This is a genomic window from Pseudomonas sp. MPFS, assembly GCF_022537035.1.
GTDB classification, from domain to species: Bacteria; Pseudomonadota; Gammaproteobacteria; order Pseudomonadales; family Pseudomonadaceae; genus Aquipseudomonas; species Aquipseudomonas sessilinigenes.
On record NZ_CP066123.1, the window covers coordinates 3,229,720 to 3,245,162 of the forward strand.

At 62.5% G+C, this 15,443-nt stretch carries 17 protein-coding genes; 5 read left to right on the forward strand and 12 right to left on the reverse strand.

Going from position 1 to position 15,443, the window contains the following annotated elements; genetic code table 11:
- Positions 1 to 25 precede the first annotated feature (25 nt).
- Entirely contained in the window at positions 26 to 454 is a 429-nt protein-coding gene (locus I9018_RS14975) for a nuclear transport factor 2 family protein (RefSeq protein ID WP_241109947.1), read from the forward strand.
- A gap of 29 nt (positions 455 to 483) precedes the next feature.
- Here the strand turns inward: I9018_RS14975 and I9018_RS14980 are convergent, their stop codons facing one another.
- Complete coding sequence (locus I9018_RS14980) at positions 484 to 726, reverse strand: hypothetical protein (RefSeq protein ID WP_068576129.1); 243 nt, start codon at positions 724 to 726, stop codon at positions 484 to 486.
- Positions 727 to 971: 245 nt separating this feature from the next.
- Between I9018_RS14980 and I9018_RS14985 the strand changes: the two genes are divergently transcribed.
- The gene (locus I9018_RS14985) at positions 972 to 1,313 is read left to right on the forward strand and encodes a hypothetical protein (RefSeq protein WP_068576131.1); all 342 of its coding nucleotides are present in this window, start codon (positions 972 to 974) and stop codon (positions 1,311 to 1,313) included.
- Between the two features lie 36 nt (positions 1,314 to 1,349).
- On the opposite strand, the gene I9018_RS14990 is transcribed toward I9018_RS14985, so the two are convergent.
- From I9018_RS14990 to I9018_RS32780, 5 genes are all read right to left on the reverse strand, one after another.
- Positions 1,350 to 1,658 carry a hypothetical protein gene (locus tag I9018_RS14990; RefSeq protein WP_241109948.1) on the reverse strand — a complete coding sequence of 103 codons (309 nt, stop codon included), beginning with the start codon at positions 1,656 to 1,658 and terminating at the stop codon, positions 1,350 to 1,352.
- A 4-nt stretch (positions 1,659 to 1,662) separates the two neighbouring features.
- A complete protein-coding gene (locus I9018_RS14995; protein WP_241109949.1) occupies positions 1,663 to 1,932 on the reverse strand; it encodes a transporter suffix domain-containing protein in 270 nt (89 codons plus the stop codon).
- Positions 1,933 to 1,984: 52 nt separating this feature from the next.
- The gene (locus tag I9018_RS15000) at positions 1,985 to 2,611 is read right to left on the reverse strand and encodes a DUF3313 family protein (RefSeq protein WP_241109950.1); all 627 of its coding nucleotides are present in this window, start codon (positions 2,609 to 2,611) and stop codon (positions 1,985 to 1,987) included.
- Between the two features lie 312 nt (positions 2,612 to 2,923).
- Complete coding sequence (locus I9018_RS15005; protein ID WP_241109951.1) at positions 2,924 to 3,340, reverse strand: hypothetical protein; 417 nt, start codon at positions 3,338 to 3,340, stop codon at positions 2,924 to 2,926.
- Positions 3,265 to 3,564, reverse strand: a complete 300-nt coding sequence (locus I9018_RS32780; protein WP_346780103.1) for an FAD-dependent oxidoreductase — start codon at positions 3,562 to 3,564, stop codon at positions 3,265 to 3,267. Before I9018_RS32780 ends, I9018_RS15005 begins: the two co-directional genes overlap by 76 nt.
- 377 nt (positions 3,565 to 3,941) lie before the next feature.
- Here I9018_RS32780 and I9018_RS15010 point away from each other — a divergent pair, with 377 nt between their 5' ends.
- Together I9018_RS15010 and I9018_RS15015 are read left to right on the forward strand one after the other, a co-directional pair.
- Positions 3,942 to 5,117, forward strand: coding sequence for an efflux RND transporter periplasmic adaptor subunit (locus I9018_RS15010; RefSeq protein ID WP_241109952.1), 1,176 nt, complete (start codon positions 3,942 to 3,944; stop codon positions 5,115 to 5,117).
- Between the two features lie 12 nt (positions 5,118 to 5,129).
- Entirely contained in the window at positions 5,130 to 8,315 is a 3,186-nt protein-coding gene (locus I9018_RS15015) for a multidrug efflux RND transporter permease subunit (protein WP_241109953.1), read from the forward strand.
- A 104-nt stretch (positions 8,316 to 8,419) separates the two neighbouring features.
- Here the strand turns inward: I9018_RS15015 and I9018_RS15020 are convergent, their stop codons facing one another.
- The 5 genes from I9018_RS15020 to dkgB all read right to left on the reverse strand — a co-directional run bounded on the left by I9018_RS15020 (position 8,420) and on the right by dkgB (position 12,801).
- On the reverse strand, positions 8,420 to 9,307 hold the full coding sequence (locus I9018_RS15020) for an AraC family transcriptional regulator (RefSeq protein ID WP_241109954.1): 888 nt from the start codon (positions 9,305 to 9,307) through the stop codon (positions 8,420 to 8,422).
- A gap of 210 nt (positions 9,308 to 9,517) precedes the next feature.
- Positions 9,518 to 10,690: an MFS transporter gene (locus I9018_RS15025; protein ID WP_068576153.1), complete on the reverse strand. Its 1,173-nt coding sequence runs from the start codon at positions 10,688 to 10,690 to the stop codon at positions 9,518 to 9,520.
- Positions 10,687 to 11,031 (reverse strand): adenylate cyclase, encoded by a 345-nt coding sequence (locus I9018_RS15030; RefSeq protein WP_124346819.1) that lies wholly within the window; start codon positions 11,029 to 11,031, stop codon positions 10,687 to 10,689. Before I9018_RS15030 ends, I9018_RS15025 begins: the two co-directional genes overlap by 4 nt.
- Positions 11,028 to 11,993, reverse strand: a complete 966-nt coding sequence (locus tag I9018_RS15035; RefSeq protein WP_241109955.1) for a TIGR03571 family LLM class oxidoreductase — start codon at positions 11,991 to 11,993, stop codon at positions 11,028 to 11,030. The genes I9018_RS15030 and I9018_RS15035 overlap by 4 nt, the downstream gene beginning before the upstream one ends.
- Before the next feature lie 4 nt (positions 11,994 to 11,997).
- A complete protein-coding gene (gene dkgB, locus I9018_RS15040) occupies positions 11,998 to 12,801 on the reverse strand; it encodes a 2,5-didehydrogluconate reductase DkgB (protein ID WP_053129602.1) in 804 nt (267 codons plus the stop codon).
- 275 nt (positions 12,802 to 13,076) lie between these two features.
- Here dkgB and I9018_RS15045 point away from each other — a divergent pair, with 275 nt between their 5' ends.
- Positions 13,077 to 13,973 (forward strand): LysR family transcriptional regulator, encoded by an 897-nt coding sequence (locus I9018_RS15045; protein ID WP_241109956.1) that lies wholly within the window; start codon positions 13,077 to 13,079, stop codon positions 13,971 to 13,973.
- On the opposite strand, the gene I9018_RS15050 is transcribed toward I9018_RS15045, so the two are convergent.
- Complete coding sequence (locus tag I9018_RS15050; protein WP_241109957.1) at positions 13,970 to 15,385, reverse strand: amino acid permease; 1,416 nt, start codon at positions 15,383 to 15,385, stop codon at positions 13,970 to 13,972. The genes I9018_RS15045 and I9018_RS15050 overlap by 4 nt on opposite strands.
- Between the last annotated feature and the right edge of the window lie 58 nt (positions 15,386 to 15,443).

Here is a 15,443-nt window from a genome sequence, read left to right on the forward strand (position 1 = left end):
CACCGATGCTTGAGAGGAGAACCCGATGTCGGAATTGAAACTGCACCCCAAGGCCCAAGTTTCCCTGCAGCGCTGGCACGCGATGATCGAGCGGCGGAATCTTGGCGACTTGCCTGAACTGTTGGATGCCGCTGTAGTGTTTCGCTCACCGATGGCCCATACGGCCTATCCCGGGGCCCCGGTGGTGGCGACCATCCTGGGGACTGTGCTCGAGGTCTTCGAGGATTTCGCCTATCACCGCGAACTGGCCACGGCCGATGGCCTGAATGTGGTGCTGGAGTTCAGCGCCAGGGTAGGCGACAGGCAGATCAAGGGCATCGATATGATTCGCTTCGATGAGCGGGGCAAGATCGTCGAGTTCGAGGTGATGGTGCGGCCCATGAGCGGGCTCCAGGCCCTTGGTGCGCAAATGGCGCAGCGCTTGGCCGGCTACCTTGCGGCGAGCAAGTCCTAGGCTTCGATCCGGCTATGGCCTGGCGCCGCTCATTGCGGGGCCAGCCATGAGGCCATCACCCGGCGGTCGAGTTCTTCCCAATCCGCCATGCCCAGTACCCGTGTGGTGTTCAACCCGCGAAGATAGCCGCGCAACTGATAGGCCACTTCACGGCGTACCTGCGGGTCGGTGGCCGGGTCGGCCAGGGCGGTTTCATAGTCGATCAGGTAATCGGCTACCCGCTCACGAAATTCTGGCAGGACAGCGTCACGGATAAGGTCGAAAGTTCGCACGAGCAATTCCTTTTTTAGTTGTAATCGGACTGCCTGGCAGTCTGCACGCGGCACAACTATCGGTTCAAGTGATAGTAACAATCAAAAAACGCATATTCTGATTTGCCGACCGACAGTGGAAAATGCGCGCCGTCGCAGAGGCTGGCCAAAGAGTCGGCTTCTGGAGTCCATTAATGAACGCAACGGCAGCGCCGTGACGCCGAACCGTTGCGCAACGAACCAGATTTTATTCCAGGATTTCACCGATGCGTGCTTCACCCGTTGCTGCCTTGACCCTTGTTTCCCTGATGCTGGCCGGCTGTGCTTCGGCACCGAACGATCCGACACTGGTCATGCAGACCAAGAAGACTCCCACCGAATATGCCGATTGTGTGGTGCCAAAACTGAAGGAGCAGGCACTGGTCCCGGTGGTCTCCCAGACCCAGCGCAGCTATCGGATCGTGGTCGTCAGCAAAGTAGCGGCCAATAACGTGCTGGAAGCCTACAAGGCACAGGGTGGTGGCAAGGTATTCCTCTACGAGCGCCATTTGCTGGCCTCGAGCTTTACTCCATCGGCTTTCGAGCGAACCGCCCAGGACTGCCTGTAGTTCGCTGGCGCGCCCCGGCAGGCGTCGGCGCGAGGCTCAAACTGTAGTGCCGAGCAGTTGCTCGATCCGGGCCAGCTCCCAGGTGCTGAGCAAACTGACCGGGTCTGTACCGAAGCGCTGGCGGTTATCGAGCCGCCATTGCCGTCCTTCGACCGTGGTGCAGCACAGGCAGTGCAGCAGGCGTGGGCCATCGAGGTCCAGGAGTAGGCACCAGCCGGCGATGTCCACCAGGACCTGGTCGCCGGCATTTGCCACCTCGATTCGTTGCAATAGGTGGATGCCAAGGGCAGCATCGCGCAACCGCTGGCAGACCTCACGTGCGCTCAGGGCACTTGCCTGTGTCATGTTCTCACTCACCACGTTTGAATTTGCGCATGGCCCACTCAAACTGCTGCCTGCACCATTGCTTGATCTGTGCCCAGTATTCCTGGCCGAGAATGGCGATCACCAGCAGGGTCAGCAACTCGCCGCCTATTGCCAATACAGAGATCACCAGGGTCTTTTGGGGAATATCGAGGAACGGCAAGATAGGCAGGGCAATCCAGTAAAGCAACACCACCGCCAGTAACGACAGGCCAAGTTTTTTCCTGAAGCCCAATGGGTTTCCAGACATGCTCATCTCTCTTCTTCAATGACTGCAGTGGCGTGCGACGGGTCTCGCAGGCGTTGTTTCATCGCCTGGCATGTCCCAGTGGGGCCAGGAACGTCGCGGTTTCAGTGGCGAACTCCTGTGCCAGGGTCTTGGCATGGGCCGCGCGCTGGTAGCTATCGAGGATGTCGAAGAAGCCGGCGTCGTCGGCCAACAACAGCAGGGCCTCCTGGCGGCCGGTACGGGCATCGAGCGCCTCGACTTCGATTGACAGCCCGCCGTTCTTCACCGGTCCCAGCAGTGGCGTGGCCAGGGCATTGAGCACCGGCCAGGCTTCGGCAATCCGCATCACTCGTACCTTGACCACCAGCGTGTTGCTGCCATTGGCGCGCGGGGAGAGCATGAAGTGACGGCTCAATTCGGCCTCCAGGCGTTGTTGCAGCGCCCTGTCCACTTCAAGCCAGACCCCAGGCGAGATGTCCCTGGCGGCCGCGGGGGTTATCTGTATCGGCTTGACCAGCACCTGGACGTACTGGCCGTGGTGAGCGGCATTGGGGGTAATGCCCATGCCGCGTTCGCCGGTCTTTTGCAGGCCCTGGTAGCTCAAGGCCTGGCCTGAGCGCATCACGGGCGGGCTGCTGCACCCGCTGACCAGCAAGGCGCCGGCCACCAGCAACAACAGGCGACCGCCCTTGAAAAGGGTTTTCATTAAATTAACGGAGTACTCCGTCTCATTATTTTGCAAAAAAAAGCCCATCGTAGAAGGGCATTTTGAAGCGGTGTCGTTGAGCATGATATTGCAGGCCTGAATGTGATTGGGGTTGAGGGTAAACAGATAGCGTCCGATGCACGCCATGACGTTTCCCTGCTATATGGATGGCCGCCAACAGAACCTGTTCGCGGCGTAGTCCCTGTAGTCAGGCGGTACGGTCATGAGTCATGGCGATCTTGAAAATAATGAGACTATTTGGTCGCATTATCAAGATCGCCTCGGCGCCGTCAATCCTCACCCGCCATACGGTCAGGCTTCGAGACGGCGTTCCTCCCACCAATCCCAGGCCTTGAGGGCCTGGCGCGCGGCCTTGCCACCCGAGAATGACAAGGTGTCGCTGTTCATCGGCAACGACTTGCGGTTGACGATCCAGAACTCGCTCAATTCGGTTTTGCGCCCGCTGAGCAGGTCGGCGATGGTGCGGCCATTGAGGTGGGTCAGGGCCACGCCGTGCCCGAAACAGCCACCCGAGTAGATGATGCGCTCATCGCCGATGAAACTGATCTCGGGCACCATGTCCAGGTTCACCGACACCGGTCCTCCCCAGCGATAGTCGATCCGGGTGTTCGCCAATTGCGGGTAGATCCACTTCAGGTGGGCTTCGCAGTGCTGCCAGGTCGCGGGCGAGGGCGTTTCTTCCCGGGCCAGGCCCTTACGGGGCAACACATCACCGCCGCCATGACGATCCGCCCATCGGTCGTCGGCCTGAAGTAGTGCAGCATCTGCCGGTTGTCACCGAAGGCCTCGCGTTGTCGCCAGCCAATCTCTTGCCATTGCTCGTCACTCAAGGGTTCGGTGACGACTTGATAGGTCCAGAGCGGATATTGGCGCTCCCTGAGCCCATCCGGCCCGGGAAGCTCGCGCGAATAAGCGTTGGTGGCCAGGACCACCTTTTCGGCCTTGATCCAGGCCTACCAGGCGGCACTCAACGCGCTGAATGACGCCTTGCCTTCGTCCGTCCCGCGCCATTGGCGCTAAGCCGGGTATCCACTGTGCGCCTGCATCCGCTTGCAGGATCAGGCACGGCTCTCGTGGGATCAATGTAACGCCCTCCAGGACCTGGATGGCATCGTGCACATGCCGGAAGTCAAAGCAGGCCAGCTGAAGCCAGCAGCCAGGCTTTCGGATCGTGCAAGTTGCGTCCTGTGCAACTTATTTTTCATTCCCTCTTTCGATTTCAACGCCCGTGTGCGCCTCGCAGAGACCTTGAGTCTGCTGAGCCAACGCATGGCGAGATGCACTCTGAAATCAATCAAAGGAGATGGTTGTGCCTGAGCTAAAGCGATATTGGATCTCATTGGGGCCGGGGTCTTCCCTGGCTATCATCGCCTCCATCACTGCTGCACTTGCCGGCTGCAGCGACGATAACAGCCAAGCGTTAGCCCCCGCGGCGGCCCAGGTCAGTGCGGCCCAGGTCGTGGTGAAGCCGGTGCGGCAGTGGGACGAGTTCAGTGGGCGCATCGCCGCCACCGATGCGGTCGAGGTGCGGGCGCGGGTCAGCGGGTATGTGGAGCGCATCGCGTTCAAGGAGGGTGACGAGGTCAAGCCTGGCGATCTGCTCTATGGGATCGACCCGCGGCCGTACAAGGCCTCCTATGACAACGCGCTGGCACAGCTCGCTCGAGCCCGTGCAACGGCAGAGCTTGCCCGGGTGCAAGAGCAGCGTGCCCAGGTGCTGGTGGCCGCCAATGCGATTTCACGCGAGTTGTTCGACACCCGCCGCGCGGCCTCCACCCAGGGCGCCGCGGATGTACGCGCAGCAGAGGCGGCATTGGCCAGGGCGCAGCTCGACCTGGGCTTCACCGAGGTTCGCTCGCCCATCGCCGGGAGAGTCGGCCGGGCCATGCTCACGGTCGGCAACCTGGTCCAGGCTGATCTGAGCCTATTGACCAGCGTGGTCTCCCAGGACCCGGTCTATATCTACTTCCAGCCGGACGAGCAGAGCTACCTGCGCTACATGGCGCTGGCCCGCACCGGCCAGCGACGCAACTCGGCCAACCCGGTGCGTATCGGCCTTGCCAATGAGACGGGTTTTCCCCACGTCGGCGTGCTGGACTTCGTCAACAACCAGGTCGACGCGGGCACGGGCACCATCACTTTGCGCGCGGTGGTGCCCAATGCCGAGCGTCTGTTGACTCCAGGGCTGTATGCCCGGGTGCAACTTGAGGCCGGCGCTGAATTCAACGCAATGCTGATCGACGACAAGGCAATCCTCACTGACCAGGATCGCAAGTACGTCTATGTAGTGGGGACGAAAAACGAGGCCGTGCGCAAGGACGTCACCCTAGGTGGTTTTGCTGACGGCCTGCGCATCGTGCAGGCCGGGCTTACAGCAGAGGACAAGGTCATCGTCGCCGGCCTGCAAAAGATCTTCTTCCCCGGCGCACCGGTGGATGCCAGCACGGTGGCCATGGGCGCCCCCGCTTCGATCACGGCGAAGTGAGGACGACAGCCCATGAATTTTTCCAGGTTTTTCATCGATCGACCCATCTTCGCAGCGGTGCTCTCCATCGTCATTTCCCTGGTGGGGCTCATCGCCATTCCCCTGCTACCGGTCAGTGAGTATCCCGAGGTGGTGCCGCCGACGGTGGTCGTCACCGCCACCTATCCCGGTGCCAACCCCAAGGTGATCGCCGAGACTGTGGCGGTGCCATTGGAAGAGCAGATCAATGGCGTCGAGAACATGATGTACATGAAGTCGGTGGCCGGCTCCGATGGTGTTTTGATGATGACGATCACCTTCGAACCCGGCACCGATCCCAACAAGGCCCAGGTGGACGTGCAGAATCGGGTGGCCCAGGCTCAACCGCGCTTGCCTGCGCAAGTGGTCGCCCTTGGCGTGACCACGCAAAAGCAGTCACCCAGCTTCGCCCTGATGATCACCCCGGTTGCTCCGGATGGACGCTACGACGGCCTGTACCTGCGCAACTACGCCAACATCAAGATCAAGGACCAGCTCGCCCGTATACCGGGCGTTGGCCAGGTGCGTTTCTTCGGTAGCGGCGATTACGCGATGCGTGTCTGGCTCGATCCAGATAAGGTCGCTTCGCGAAACATGACCGCAGGCGATGTCCTACGTGCGATACAGGATCAGAACCTGCAGGTTTCGGCCGGCCAGCTCGGTGCCGAACCGGTCCGCGGGGGCAGTGACTTCCTGATTGCGATCAATGCCCAGGGACGCCTGCGCACCCCCGATGAGTTCGGCAACATTGTGCTCAAGAGTGGTTCGAACGGTGAGATCGTACGCCTGGCCGATGTCTCGCGTATCGAACTCGGCGCCAGCGACTACACCCTACGCACCCGGCTCGATGGCCAGGAGGCCCCGGTGATCGGGGTGTTCCAGGCGCCGGGGGCCAATCTGCTGGACGTGCGTAACAACGTGATCGCCAAGATGGAGGAGTTGAAGAAAAGCTTTCCTCCCGGCATGGACTACCGATCGGACTACGATGCGACGATTTTCGTACGCGAGGCCATCGACGCCGTGGTCAAGACCCTGGCCGAGGCCATCGTACTGGTGGTGCTGGTGGTGATCCTGTTCCTGCAGACCTGGCGAGCCTCGATCATTCCGCTCATAGCCGTGCCGGTGTCAGTGGTGGGTACGTTCGCGGTGTTGCATGTGCTGGGGTTCTCGATCAATACGTTGACCTTGTTCGGCCTCGTGCTGGCCATTGGCATCGTGGTCGACGACGCGATCGTTGTGGTCGAGAACGTCGAGCGCAATATCGCCGAAGGGCTCACGCCGCTGGCTGCCGCACACCAGGCGATGAAGGAGGTCTCCGGGCCGATAGTCGCGATCGCCCTGGTCCTGTGCGCGGTATTCATACCCATGGCATTCCTGAGCGGTGTCACCGGGACTTTCTATAAGCAGTTCGCCGTGACGATTGCCATTTCCACGGTGATCTCCGCGATCAACTCGCTGACGCTGTCACCGGCGCTCGCGGCCAGGCTGCTGCAGGGGCACGATGCCCCCAAGGATGCGCTCTCACGGGGTATCGACCGGGCCTTCGGGTGGCTGTTCGCACCGTTCAATCGTTTTTTCGACGCCAGTTCGAACAAGTATCAAGGGGCCGTGGCACGTATCCTCAGGCAGCGCGGTGCGGCGTTCGCGGTTTATGGACTGTTATTGGCGGGTACGGGCCTGTTGTTCGATAACGTGCCCCGGGGCTTTATCCCGACCCAGGACAAGCTCTACCTGGTCGGAATCGCGAAGCTCCCCGAGGGCAGCTCGATCACCCGCTCGGATGCGGTTATCAATGAACTGGGACGAGCGGCGCTGGCCATCGATGGTGTCGCCCATGTACTCACATTTGCCGGTTTCAACCCGATCCAGCAGACCAACACACCGAACTATGCGGTGGCCTACGTGATCCTCAAGCCTTTCAACGAGCGCCAACGCAGCGCCAAGCAAATCATGGGCGACATCCAGGCCAAGATGAATGGCGTACAGGAGGGCATGGCTTTCGTGATCAACCCGCCGCCCATCCTTGGCCTGGGCACCGGGGCGGGATACTCGCTGTTCATCCAGGACCGCTCCGGCGAGGGTTATGGCGCCTTGCAACAAGCCACCGGGGCGCTGCAAGGGGCGCTGATGAAGGAAGCGGGCATGGGCTTTCCGTTCTCGGGTTATCAGTCCAACGTGCCGCAGATCGATGTCGAGGTCGATCGCGTCAAGGCCAAGACCCAGGGCGTGGCGCTGGCAGACCTGTTCCAGACGCTGCAGGTGTACCTGGGCTCCAGCTATGTCAACGACTTCAACTTGTTCGGTCGTACCTGGCGCGTATACGCCCAGGCCGAGGGCGACTACCGCAAGCGCGTCGAGGATATCGGCAACCTGAAGACACGTAACGAGCAGGGGGCAATGGTGCCGATCGCTTCGATGGTGAAGGTCAGCCAGACCTACGGACCCGACCCGGTGCTGCGCTACAACGGCTATCCGGCGGCGGACTTCTCGGGCGAAGCCGATCCCGGGCGGTTGTCTTCGGCCCAGGCGATGGAGAAGATCTCCGAGGTCGCCAGGAAGGTACTACCCAATGGTTTTGACTTCGAGTGGAGCGACATGAGCTTCCAGGAGTCCACCCAAGGCAAGGCTGCGTTGGTCGTGTTCCCGGTAGCGATTCTCCTGGCCTTCCTGGTGCTTGCTGCGCTGTACGAGTCCTGGACCTTGCCGCTGGCAGTGATCCTGATCGTGCCGATGTGCGTGCTCTCGGCATTGTTCGGCGTGAAGTTGCTCGGCGGTGACAACAATACATTCGTGCAGGTCGGGCTTGTGGTGCTGATGGGGCTGGCCTGCAAGAACGCGATCCTGATCGTCGAGTTCGCCCGGGAGCTGGAGTTCCAGGGGCGGGAGATCGTCGAGGCGGCCCTGGAGGCGTGCCGCCTGCGCCTGCGGCCGATCGTGATGACCTCGGTTGCCTTTATCGCCGGTACCATCCCACTGGTGTTTTCCCACGGTGCCGGCGCGGAAGTCCGCTCAGTGACTGGCATTACGGTGCTTGCCGGGATGATTGGCGTCACGCTGTTCGGTCTGTTCCTGACGCCAGTGTTCTATGTTGGCCTGCGCAAGCTGTCTGGTCACCAGTTGATCCAGCATGGCCAGAGCAGCATGGAGCACGTGCGGACGGCAACCACCGACGACGTGTAGCGCTGCTCCAAAGCCGGTTGGCGCAACCTGCGCTCAACCGGCCTTGATGCTCGGGCAGCCCGGCCACCGCTGCAGAGCGAGTGCGGTATTGTCGGGAAGCCCGGTCATGCCTCGCGGTCTTTGAGATGCTGCAATGGCGACACCCCATAGAATCGACTGTATTCACGGGTGAACTGCGAGCGACTCTGGTAACCAACGGCAAAACCTGCATTACCGATGTTATGGCGTTCTATCTGTATCAGCCGCCGCGCTTCGTGCAGCCGGAACTGTTTTTGATACTGCATTGGGGTAAGGCCGGTAATGGCCTTGAAGTGGTGATGCAGCGAGGATTCGCTCATTCCTGCCTGGTCGGCCAGCTCCGGTATGCGCAAGGGTTGCACGTAGTGCTTGCGCAGCCAGTCGATGGCTTTGGTGATGCCATTGGTGGAGCTGTCTGCCACTGCCAGTTGCAGCAAGCGACAGCCGTAGGGACTGGACAAGAGCCGGTAGATGATCTCTTGCTCGATCAGGGGCGCCAGGGGTTGGATATCGCCAGGAGCATCCAGCAGACGCAGCAGGCGCAGCGTCGCGTCGAGCAGCTCAGGGTTCAATCGATCCACTACTACGCTGCAGGCCTCATGGGTGGTCGCCGGATGTGGCGGAATGTCCATGCGGGCGAGCACCTCTTGCAGGCGCTCCGGGGTGATCGCCATGCCAAACCCGAGGCAGGGTTGGTCTTCGCTGGCCTCGATGATGTGGAAGGCCACAGGGACGCTGAATGACACGAACAGATAGTCGCCCTGGGCGAAGTGCCGAATCGTTTCCCCTAGCTGAATGCTCATGCGGCCTTGCACCACCATGCCAAAGAACGGCGATTGTGGGCACCTGATCGCTGTCTGGCGCGTGGTATGGCGCGCCACTTCCAGACTGGGGTTGGCCGTACTGCTGGCCCCTTCAGCGACGGCATGGCGGGCGATGAGCTGGGTAATTTCCTTGAGCGCGCTGGTGTTCATGGCTGATCACGACCTGTTGAGCTGACCCGCAGATCTTATCCGTAGATAGATCCGCTTCTGTGCTCATTTGCAGGATCAGGCACAAATCTCGCGGTATTGCGCAGTCAATCCCCGGGTTCTGTCTTCGAGGCGCCCATGAGGTTTGGGCGCCTCATGTCGACCGGAGCACATCCCCCGGAGGCTGGAGTGGGTTTTCACCCCGGTCAGTTGCTATGCCGCGTCGCTGACGGCGGCATCGCTGACCTTGCGGCGTCCGCCCAGCCATACCAGCAACAACCCGGCGGCAGCCAGCAAGCCGCCGGCCACGGGCACCGCAGCGTAACCCAGGCCCTGGCTGATGACTGCACCGCCCAGGGCGGCGCCCACTGCGTTGCCCAGGTTGAAGGCACCCACGTTAATCGATGAGGCCAGGCCCGGGGCCTCGGCGGCGGCGATCATTACGCGCATTTGCAGTGGCGGTACCACGGCGAAGGTGAACATGCCCCACACCAGCAGCGCCAGGGCCGCGGTGATGTGGTTACCCAGCACCAGGGGCATCAGCACCATGATCACGGCCAGCACGCCGAGGAAGATTCGCGCCGAACCATCCAGCGACCAATCGGCCAGGCGCCCGCCGAGGCTGTTGCCCAGGGTGAAGCCGACCCCGATCAGCACCAGGCCCAGGGTGACGAAGCTGTCCGAGGCACCGGTCAGCTGTGCCAGGACCGGGGCGACATAGGTGTAGAGAGTGAACATGGCGCCAGCGCCCAGCACCGTGGTGGCCATGGCCAACAGCACGTTGGGCCGGGCAATCACTGCCAGTTCACGACGGACATGAGGCACGCTGCCACGCTCGCCCTTGGGCAAGGCGTACCACAGCGCGGCGATGGCCAGCAGGCCCAGCACCGCGGTACCGGCGAAGGCCAGGCGCCAGCCGACCTGCTGGCCGAGCCAGGTGGCCGCCGGCACGCCGCCGATGTTGGCAATGGTCAGGCCCATGAACATGGTGGCCACGGCACTGGCCTGTTTTTCCTTGGGGACCACGCTGGCTGCCACCACGGCACCGAGGCCGAAGAAGGCGCCATGGTTGAGGCTGGTGACCAGGCGCGAGGCCAGCAGGGTGTAGTAGTCCGGCGCCAGGGCCGAGAGCAGGTTGCCGATGGTGAAAATGCCCATCAGCATCATCAGTGCCGCGCGCTTGCCGAAGCGGCTGAACAACAGGGTCATGATCGGTGCGCCGACCATCACGCCGATGGCGTAGGCGGTGACCAGCATGCCGGCGCTGGGAATGCTCGCACCGACGCCTTCGGCGATCACTGGCAACAGGCCCATGGGGGTGAATTCGGTGGTGCCGATGCCGAAGGCCCCGATGGCCAGGGCGAAGAGAACGCGTCCGGGTTTCATTGCGCGTACTCCTGGCTGGAGAGGGCGGTCAAGGGGCCCTCCATGCGATAGAAGCTCAGGTCGCTGGCGGTGAAGAAGGCCTGGGAATGGCCACGGGCGAAGTCGTCGACATGTACCACGGTGGCGCCGTCGGCTTCTTGCCAGGAGATCACGTAGACGCCATCGGCGATTTGTCGCCATTGGCACGCGGCTTCGCCGCTGGCACCGGCGTAGGGGCCGGAGACAATGGCGTAGCGAATGCTCAGGCCATCGCTTGCATAGATGTTATGGGCCACCAGGCCGTCGTAGGCGACCTGGAAGCTGCGGCCCGCGAAGGCCGGTATCTGGGGGGAACTGCTCATGAAATGGCCTCCGGTTGTGGGTGTGATGCAGTCGCAGCAGTGGCATGAAATTGTGGCAGTACGTACTCGGCGATCTCCCGCAGGGTTTCGTCCAGTGGTCGCACGTTGCGTCGCAGATGCAGGCCGACATGGTCGACACCGGCTGCTCGCAGGGCATTGAGCTCGGCGATCAGCGCGTTGCGACCACCACGAAAACCGAAGCGCCAGCGGCGCATGGGTTCGTCGGCACGCTCGGCCAGGTCCAGGTGGATGAAGCTGCTGTAGGGCTTGTTGCCCGCCACCGAGCGCCAGTCGGCAACGCGCCGCTGGTGGTCGTCGGGGGTGCCTGGGTAGGCCAGGCAGCCATCCATGTGGTTGCCGATCCAGGCCGGGCTTTGCTGGGCCAGGCCCGCCACCAGCAAGGGCAGGGGCGAGGTACTGGCTGGCAGCACGGCCATGCCCTCGGGCAGGTGGCCGTTGGCGCCGTCCTTGAGCAGGGCGACCTGCTCGCGGAAGTGATGGCCGCGCCCCTCGAAATCCCGCCCGAACAGTGGGTACTCCACCGGCCGGTCACCGCTGGCCACGCCCAGCAGCAGGCGATTGCCGCTCAGGCGTTGCAGGCTGCTGGCCGACTTCAGGGTCAGCAACGGCTCGCGGATCGGCAAGACCACGGCAGCAGTACCCAGCAGGATGTCGCGGGTGACCCCGGCCAGGTAGCCGAGGTAGGAAAACACCTCGAACACCTGGGCAGCATCGCCGAACGACGGGTCGTACAGCGGCACGTCGCGGATCCACAGGGCGCGAAAGCCCAGGCGGTCAGCCAGTTGCGCCAGGTAGGCATGCTGCTTGAGGTCGGGTTCGCCGGGCAGGCGGCCAGCTTGGCGCCGGGCCTGGTCGCCGGCCGGGGTCCAGTCATGGTCCAGCGGTGCTTCCAGGCCGATGCTGAAACCACCGGCGGTCAGGCGTTCGAGGGGCGTGGTCATGGCATCAGTCCCAGATTGGCGCCAGGCCGTCAGGGCTGACTTCGCGGCCATTGCGTTCAAGGGTGGCGATACGCGCCATGTCTTGCTCGTCCAGGCGCAGGCTGCGGGCGAGCAGGTTGCTGGCCAGGTTCTCCGGCTTGGTGGACGACGGGATCACCGCGTAGCCCAGTTGCATGGCCCAGGCCAGGGCGACTTGGGCCACGGTGGCCTTGTGCTTGGCGGCGATCTCGGCCAGCACCGGGTCCTTGAGTACCTTGCCGTAGGCCAGGGTCATGTAGGAGGTGACGCTGATCCCTTGTTCCTTGAGGAACGCAGTGAGCTTGCTGCCTTGCAGGTAGGGGCTGAGCTCGATCTGGTTGGTAGCGATCTGCTCTTTACCGACCACGGCGATGGCTTGCTTGGTCAGTTCGATGTTGAAGTTGGAAACACCGATCTGGCGGGTCAGGCCCAACTTCTTGGCTTCGAGCAGGGCCTCCATGTATTCGGCCAGTTCGATGCCATTGCCTGGGGCCGGCCAATGGATCAGCAGCAGATCGACATAGTCGGTACGCAGCTTGGCCAGGCTGTCGCGCAGGCTGGCAACCAGCTTGTCGGCGGCGTAGTTGTCGACCCAGATCTTGGTGGTGATGAACAGTTCGCTGCGGGCTACGCCGCTTTCGGCGATCGCCTGGCCGACATCGGCTTCGTTACCGTAGATCTGCGCGGTATCGATCACGCGATAGCCCAGGGCCAACGCGGACTTCACCGAATCGATGACAGCCTGGCCGGTCAGGCGGAAGGTACCGAGGCCAAAGGATGGAATACTCATGGATCTGCTCCTGGTGGTTGATGCGTACGATGATCGGTGCGTTGGCTGCGCAGCTTATGGCCCGCGGCTCAGCGATCGCTTGGATGGGGCGTAGTATGGCCATCGCCCGGTGGCGGATTAAGCCGTCGGCGCACCAAAGTCCTTTGACTTGAAGTCACGAATCAACGCCAGCGCTGTGTACTTTGGACATGGATGGGCGGGGAGGAGGGCGCGTTGCCGATGGATGCCGGGGCCGCTGTATCATCGGCGCAAACAATAATCAGGAAGCCAGGCCGATGATCGGGTTCACTTTTCGCCAGCTCGAGTACTTTGTCGCTGCCGCAGAGCAGGGCAGCGTCAGCGCCGCTGCCAGGGCCATGCACATCTCCCAGCCCTCGGTGTCCCTGGCGATCGCGCAACTGGAGACGGCACTGGGCGAAAAGCTCTTTCATCGCCAGGTCAGCCGGGGCCTGGAGTTGAGTCCGGCAGGGCGCAAGTTGCTGGAGCAGGCCCGGGAGATTCTCGCCAGGGCCGCCATCATGGTGGGCGCCGATGATTGCCAGGCCCAGTTACGCGGAACCTTGAGCCTGGTGTGTTTCCAGGACTTGGGGCCGTACTTCGCCCCACGCCTGCTGGCGGGCTTTCGCCAGCGTCACCCTGATGTCTCGATCACCCTGTTCGAGAGCGACCTGGCGGGCGTCAATCGACGCTTGCTGGAAGGGCAGGCAGAGCTGGCCCTGACCTATGGAATGGGCCTGAGCCCGAGCATCCAGGCCCGGGTGCTGGAGCGCCTGATGCCCTACGCCCTGTTGCCAGTGGATCACCCCCTGGCCGCCCAGGAGCAGGTGTCGCTGGTGGACCTGGCCGCCGAGTGCCTGATCCTGGAAGACATCGCCAGGACCCGGGAGTACTTCCTGTCGTTGTTCTGGGCCTGCGACCTGCAGCCGGCGTCATTGCAACTGACCCAGACCTTCGAGATGCAGCGCGGCCTGGTGGCCCACGGCTACGGCGTTGCATTGTCCTGTACCCGGCCCCAGGGCGATCGCAGCTATGACGGGCAACCCCTGGCCTGTCGCCCGTTGCTCGAGGCCGTCAGCCCGCAGCCGGTAGTACTGGCCCAATCCAGCGCCATGCGACCTTCGCCAGTGGCCCAGGCGTTCCTGGATTGGGCCACTGCGCAGTTCACCCCCTAGGGCGTTGCGTCGGCCTGGGCCGGCTTGTCGGCGGCAGCCGGTTGCTTGGCGTCCCGGGCGATGAACAGCCAATAGCCGATGGACAAGAGGGCCAGCCAGCCCAGCCCGACGAACAATGAGGTGCGGGTGTCGGGGAACCAGGCCAGCACGCCGAAGATGAACAGCATGAAGGCGATACCCAGGGCCGGACCCACGGGCCAGAACGGCACCGGGAAGGCCAGGGTGGCGACCTCGGCAGGGGACAGGCGCCGGCGCATCATGACTTGCGACAGCAGGATCATCAGCCAGACCCAGACGATGGAGAAGGTCACCACGGCTACCAGGATCAGGAACAGGTTCTCAGGTACCAGGTAGTTGAGCAGGACCCCGATCAGCAAGGCTACGCACATGACCGCGACCGTCATCCATGGCACCCCGAAACGCGACAACCTGGCGAAGCTCGCCGGCGCCTGGCCATTGCCAGACATGCCATACATCATGCGTCCGGCGGCGAAGATGTCGCTGTTGATCGCCGAAATCGCCGCCGAGATCACCACGACATTGAGCAAGGCCGCCGCCGAATCGATGCCCAGGGCGCTGAAGATCTGCACGAAGGGGCTGCCCTCGCTGCCGATCTTCGACCAGGGGTAGATCGCCATCAGCACGAACAGGGTCAGCACATAGAACAGCAGGATACGCAGCGGCACCGAGTTCACGGCCTTGGGGATCGCCCGCTGTGGTTCCCTGGCCTCGCCGGCGGTGACACCGATCATTTCGACCCCGCCGAAGGCGAACATCACCACGGTGAACGAAGCGATCAGGCCGCTGGCACCGTTGGCGAAGAAACCATCGTGGCTCCACAGGTTGCTCAAGCCGGACTGGACCTGGTCCGAGCCACCGGGCTGGATGCCCAGGAGCAGGATCGCGATGCCGCCGACAATCATCGAGATAATGGCGGTGACCTTGAGCAGGGACAGCCAGAACTCCATCTCGCCGAAGACCTTGACGCTGCACAGGTTCAGTGCGGCGATGAAGAACACGATGCCCAGGACCCAGATCCAGCGTGGCGTATCGGGAAACCAGAAGCCCATGTAGATACCGAAGGCCGTGACATCGGCCAGGCACACCACGAGCATTGAAAAGGCATAGCTCCAACCGGTGAGAAAACCGGGGAAGCGTCCCAGGTATTGGCTGGTGTAGTGGCCGAATGACCCCGACACCGGATTGTGCACGGCCATTTCGCCCAGGGCGCGCATCATGATGTAGATGGCCGCGCCGCCGATCAGGTAGGCCACCAGCACCGAAGGCCCGGCCAGTTGGATCGCGGCGGCGGAACCGTAGAACAACCCGGTACCGATGGCCGAACCCAGGGCCATGAAACGAATATGACGGGTGCTCAGGCCCCGCCGCATGGAAGGCTGCTTGTCGCTCATCTCAAGTCACTCCTGGTTGTTCTTATTATTCGGACGTCAACTGCCGATGATGAAATGC

Coding starts and splice junctions, on each gene's coding strand:
- I9018_RS15025 (WP_068576153.1), bottom strand. CDS start 10,690: ATGAAACCCGGACGCGTTCTCTTCGCCCTGGCCATCGGGGCCTTCGGC.
- I9018_RS15045 (WP_241109956.1), top strand. CDS start 13,077: ATGATCGGGTTCACTTTTCGCCAGCTCGAGTACTTTGTCGCTGCCGCA.
- dkgB (WP_053129602.1), bottom strand. CDS start 12,801: ATGAGTATTCCATCCTTTGGCCTCGGTACCTTCCGCCTGACCGGCCAG.
- I9018_RS15020 (WP_241109954.1), bottom strand. CDS start 9,307: ATGAACACCAGCGCGCTCAAGGAAATTACCCAGCTCATCGCCCGCCAT.
- I9018_RS14990 (WP_241109948.1), bottom strand. CDS start 1,658: ATGACACAGGCAAGTGCCCTGAGCGCACGTGAGGTCTGCCAGCGGTTG.
- I9018_RS14995 (WP_241109949.1), bottom strand. CDS start 1,932: ATGAGCATGTCTGGAAACCCATTGGGCTTCAGGAAAAAACTTGGCCTG.
- I9018_RS15000 (WP_241109950.1), bottom strand. CDS start 2,611: ATGAAAACCCTTTTCAAGGGCGGTCGCCTGTTGTTGCTGGTGGCCGGC.
- I9018_RS15050 (WP_241109957.1), bottom strand. CDS start 15,385: ATGAGCGACAAGCAGCCTTCCATGCGGCGGGGCCTGAGCACCCGTCAT.
- I9018_RS14975 (WP_241109947.1), top strand. CDS start 26: ATGTCGGAATTGAAACTGCACCCCAAGGCCCAAGTTTCCCTGCAGCGC.
- I9018_RS15035 (WP_241109955.1), bottom strand. CDS start 11,993: ATGACCACGCCCCTCGAACGCCTGACCGCCGGTGGTTTCAGCATCGGC.
- I9018_RS15030 (WP_124346819.1), bottom strand. CDS start 11,031: ATGAGCAGTTCCCCCCAGATACCGGCCTTCGCGGGCCGCAGCTTCCAG.
- I9018_RS14985 (WP_068576131.1), top strand. CDS start 972: ATGCGTGCTTCACCCGTTGCTGCCTTGACCCTTGTTTCCCTGATGCTG.
- I9018_RS15015 (WP_241109953.1), top strand. CDS start 5,130: ATGAATTTTTCCAGGTTTTTCATCGATCGACCCATCTTCGCAGCGGTG.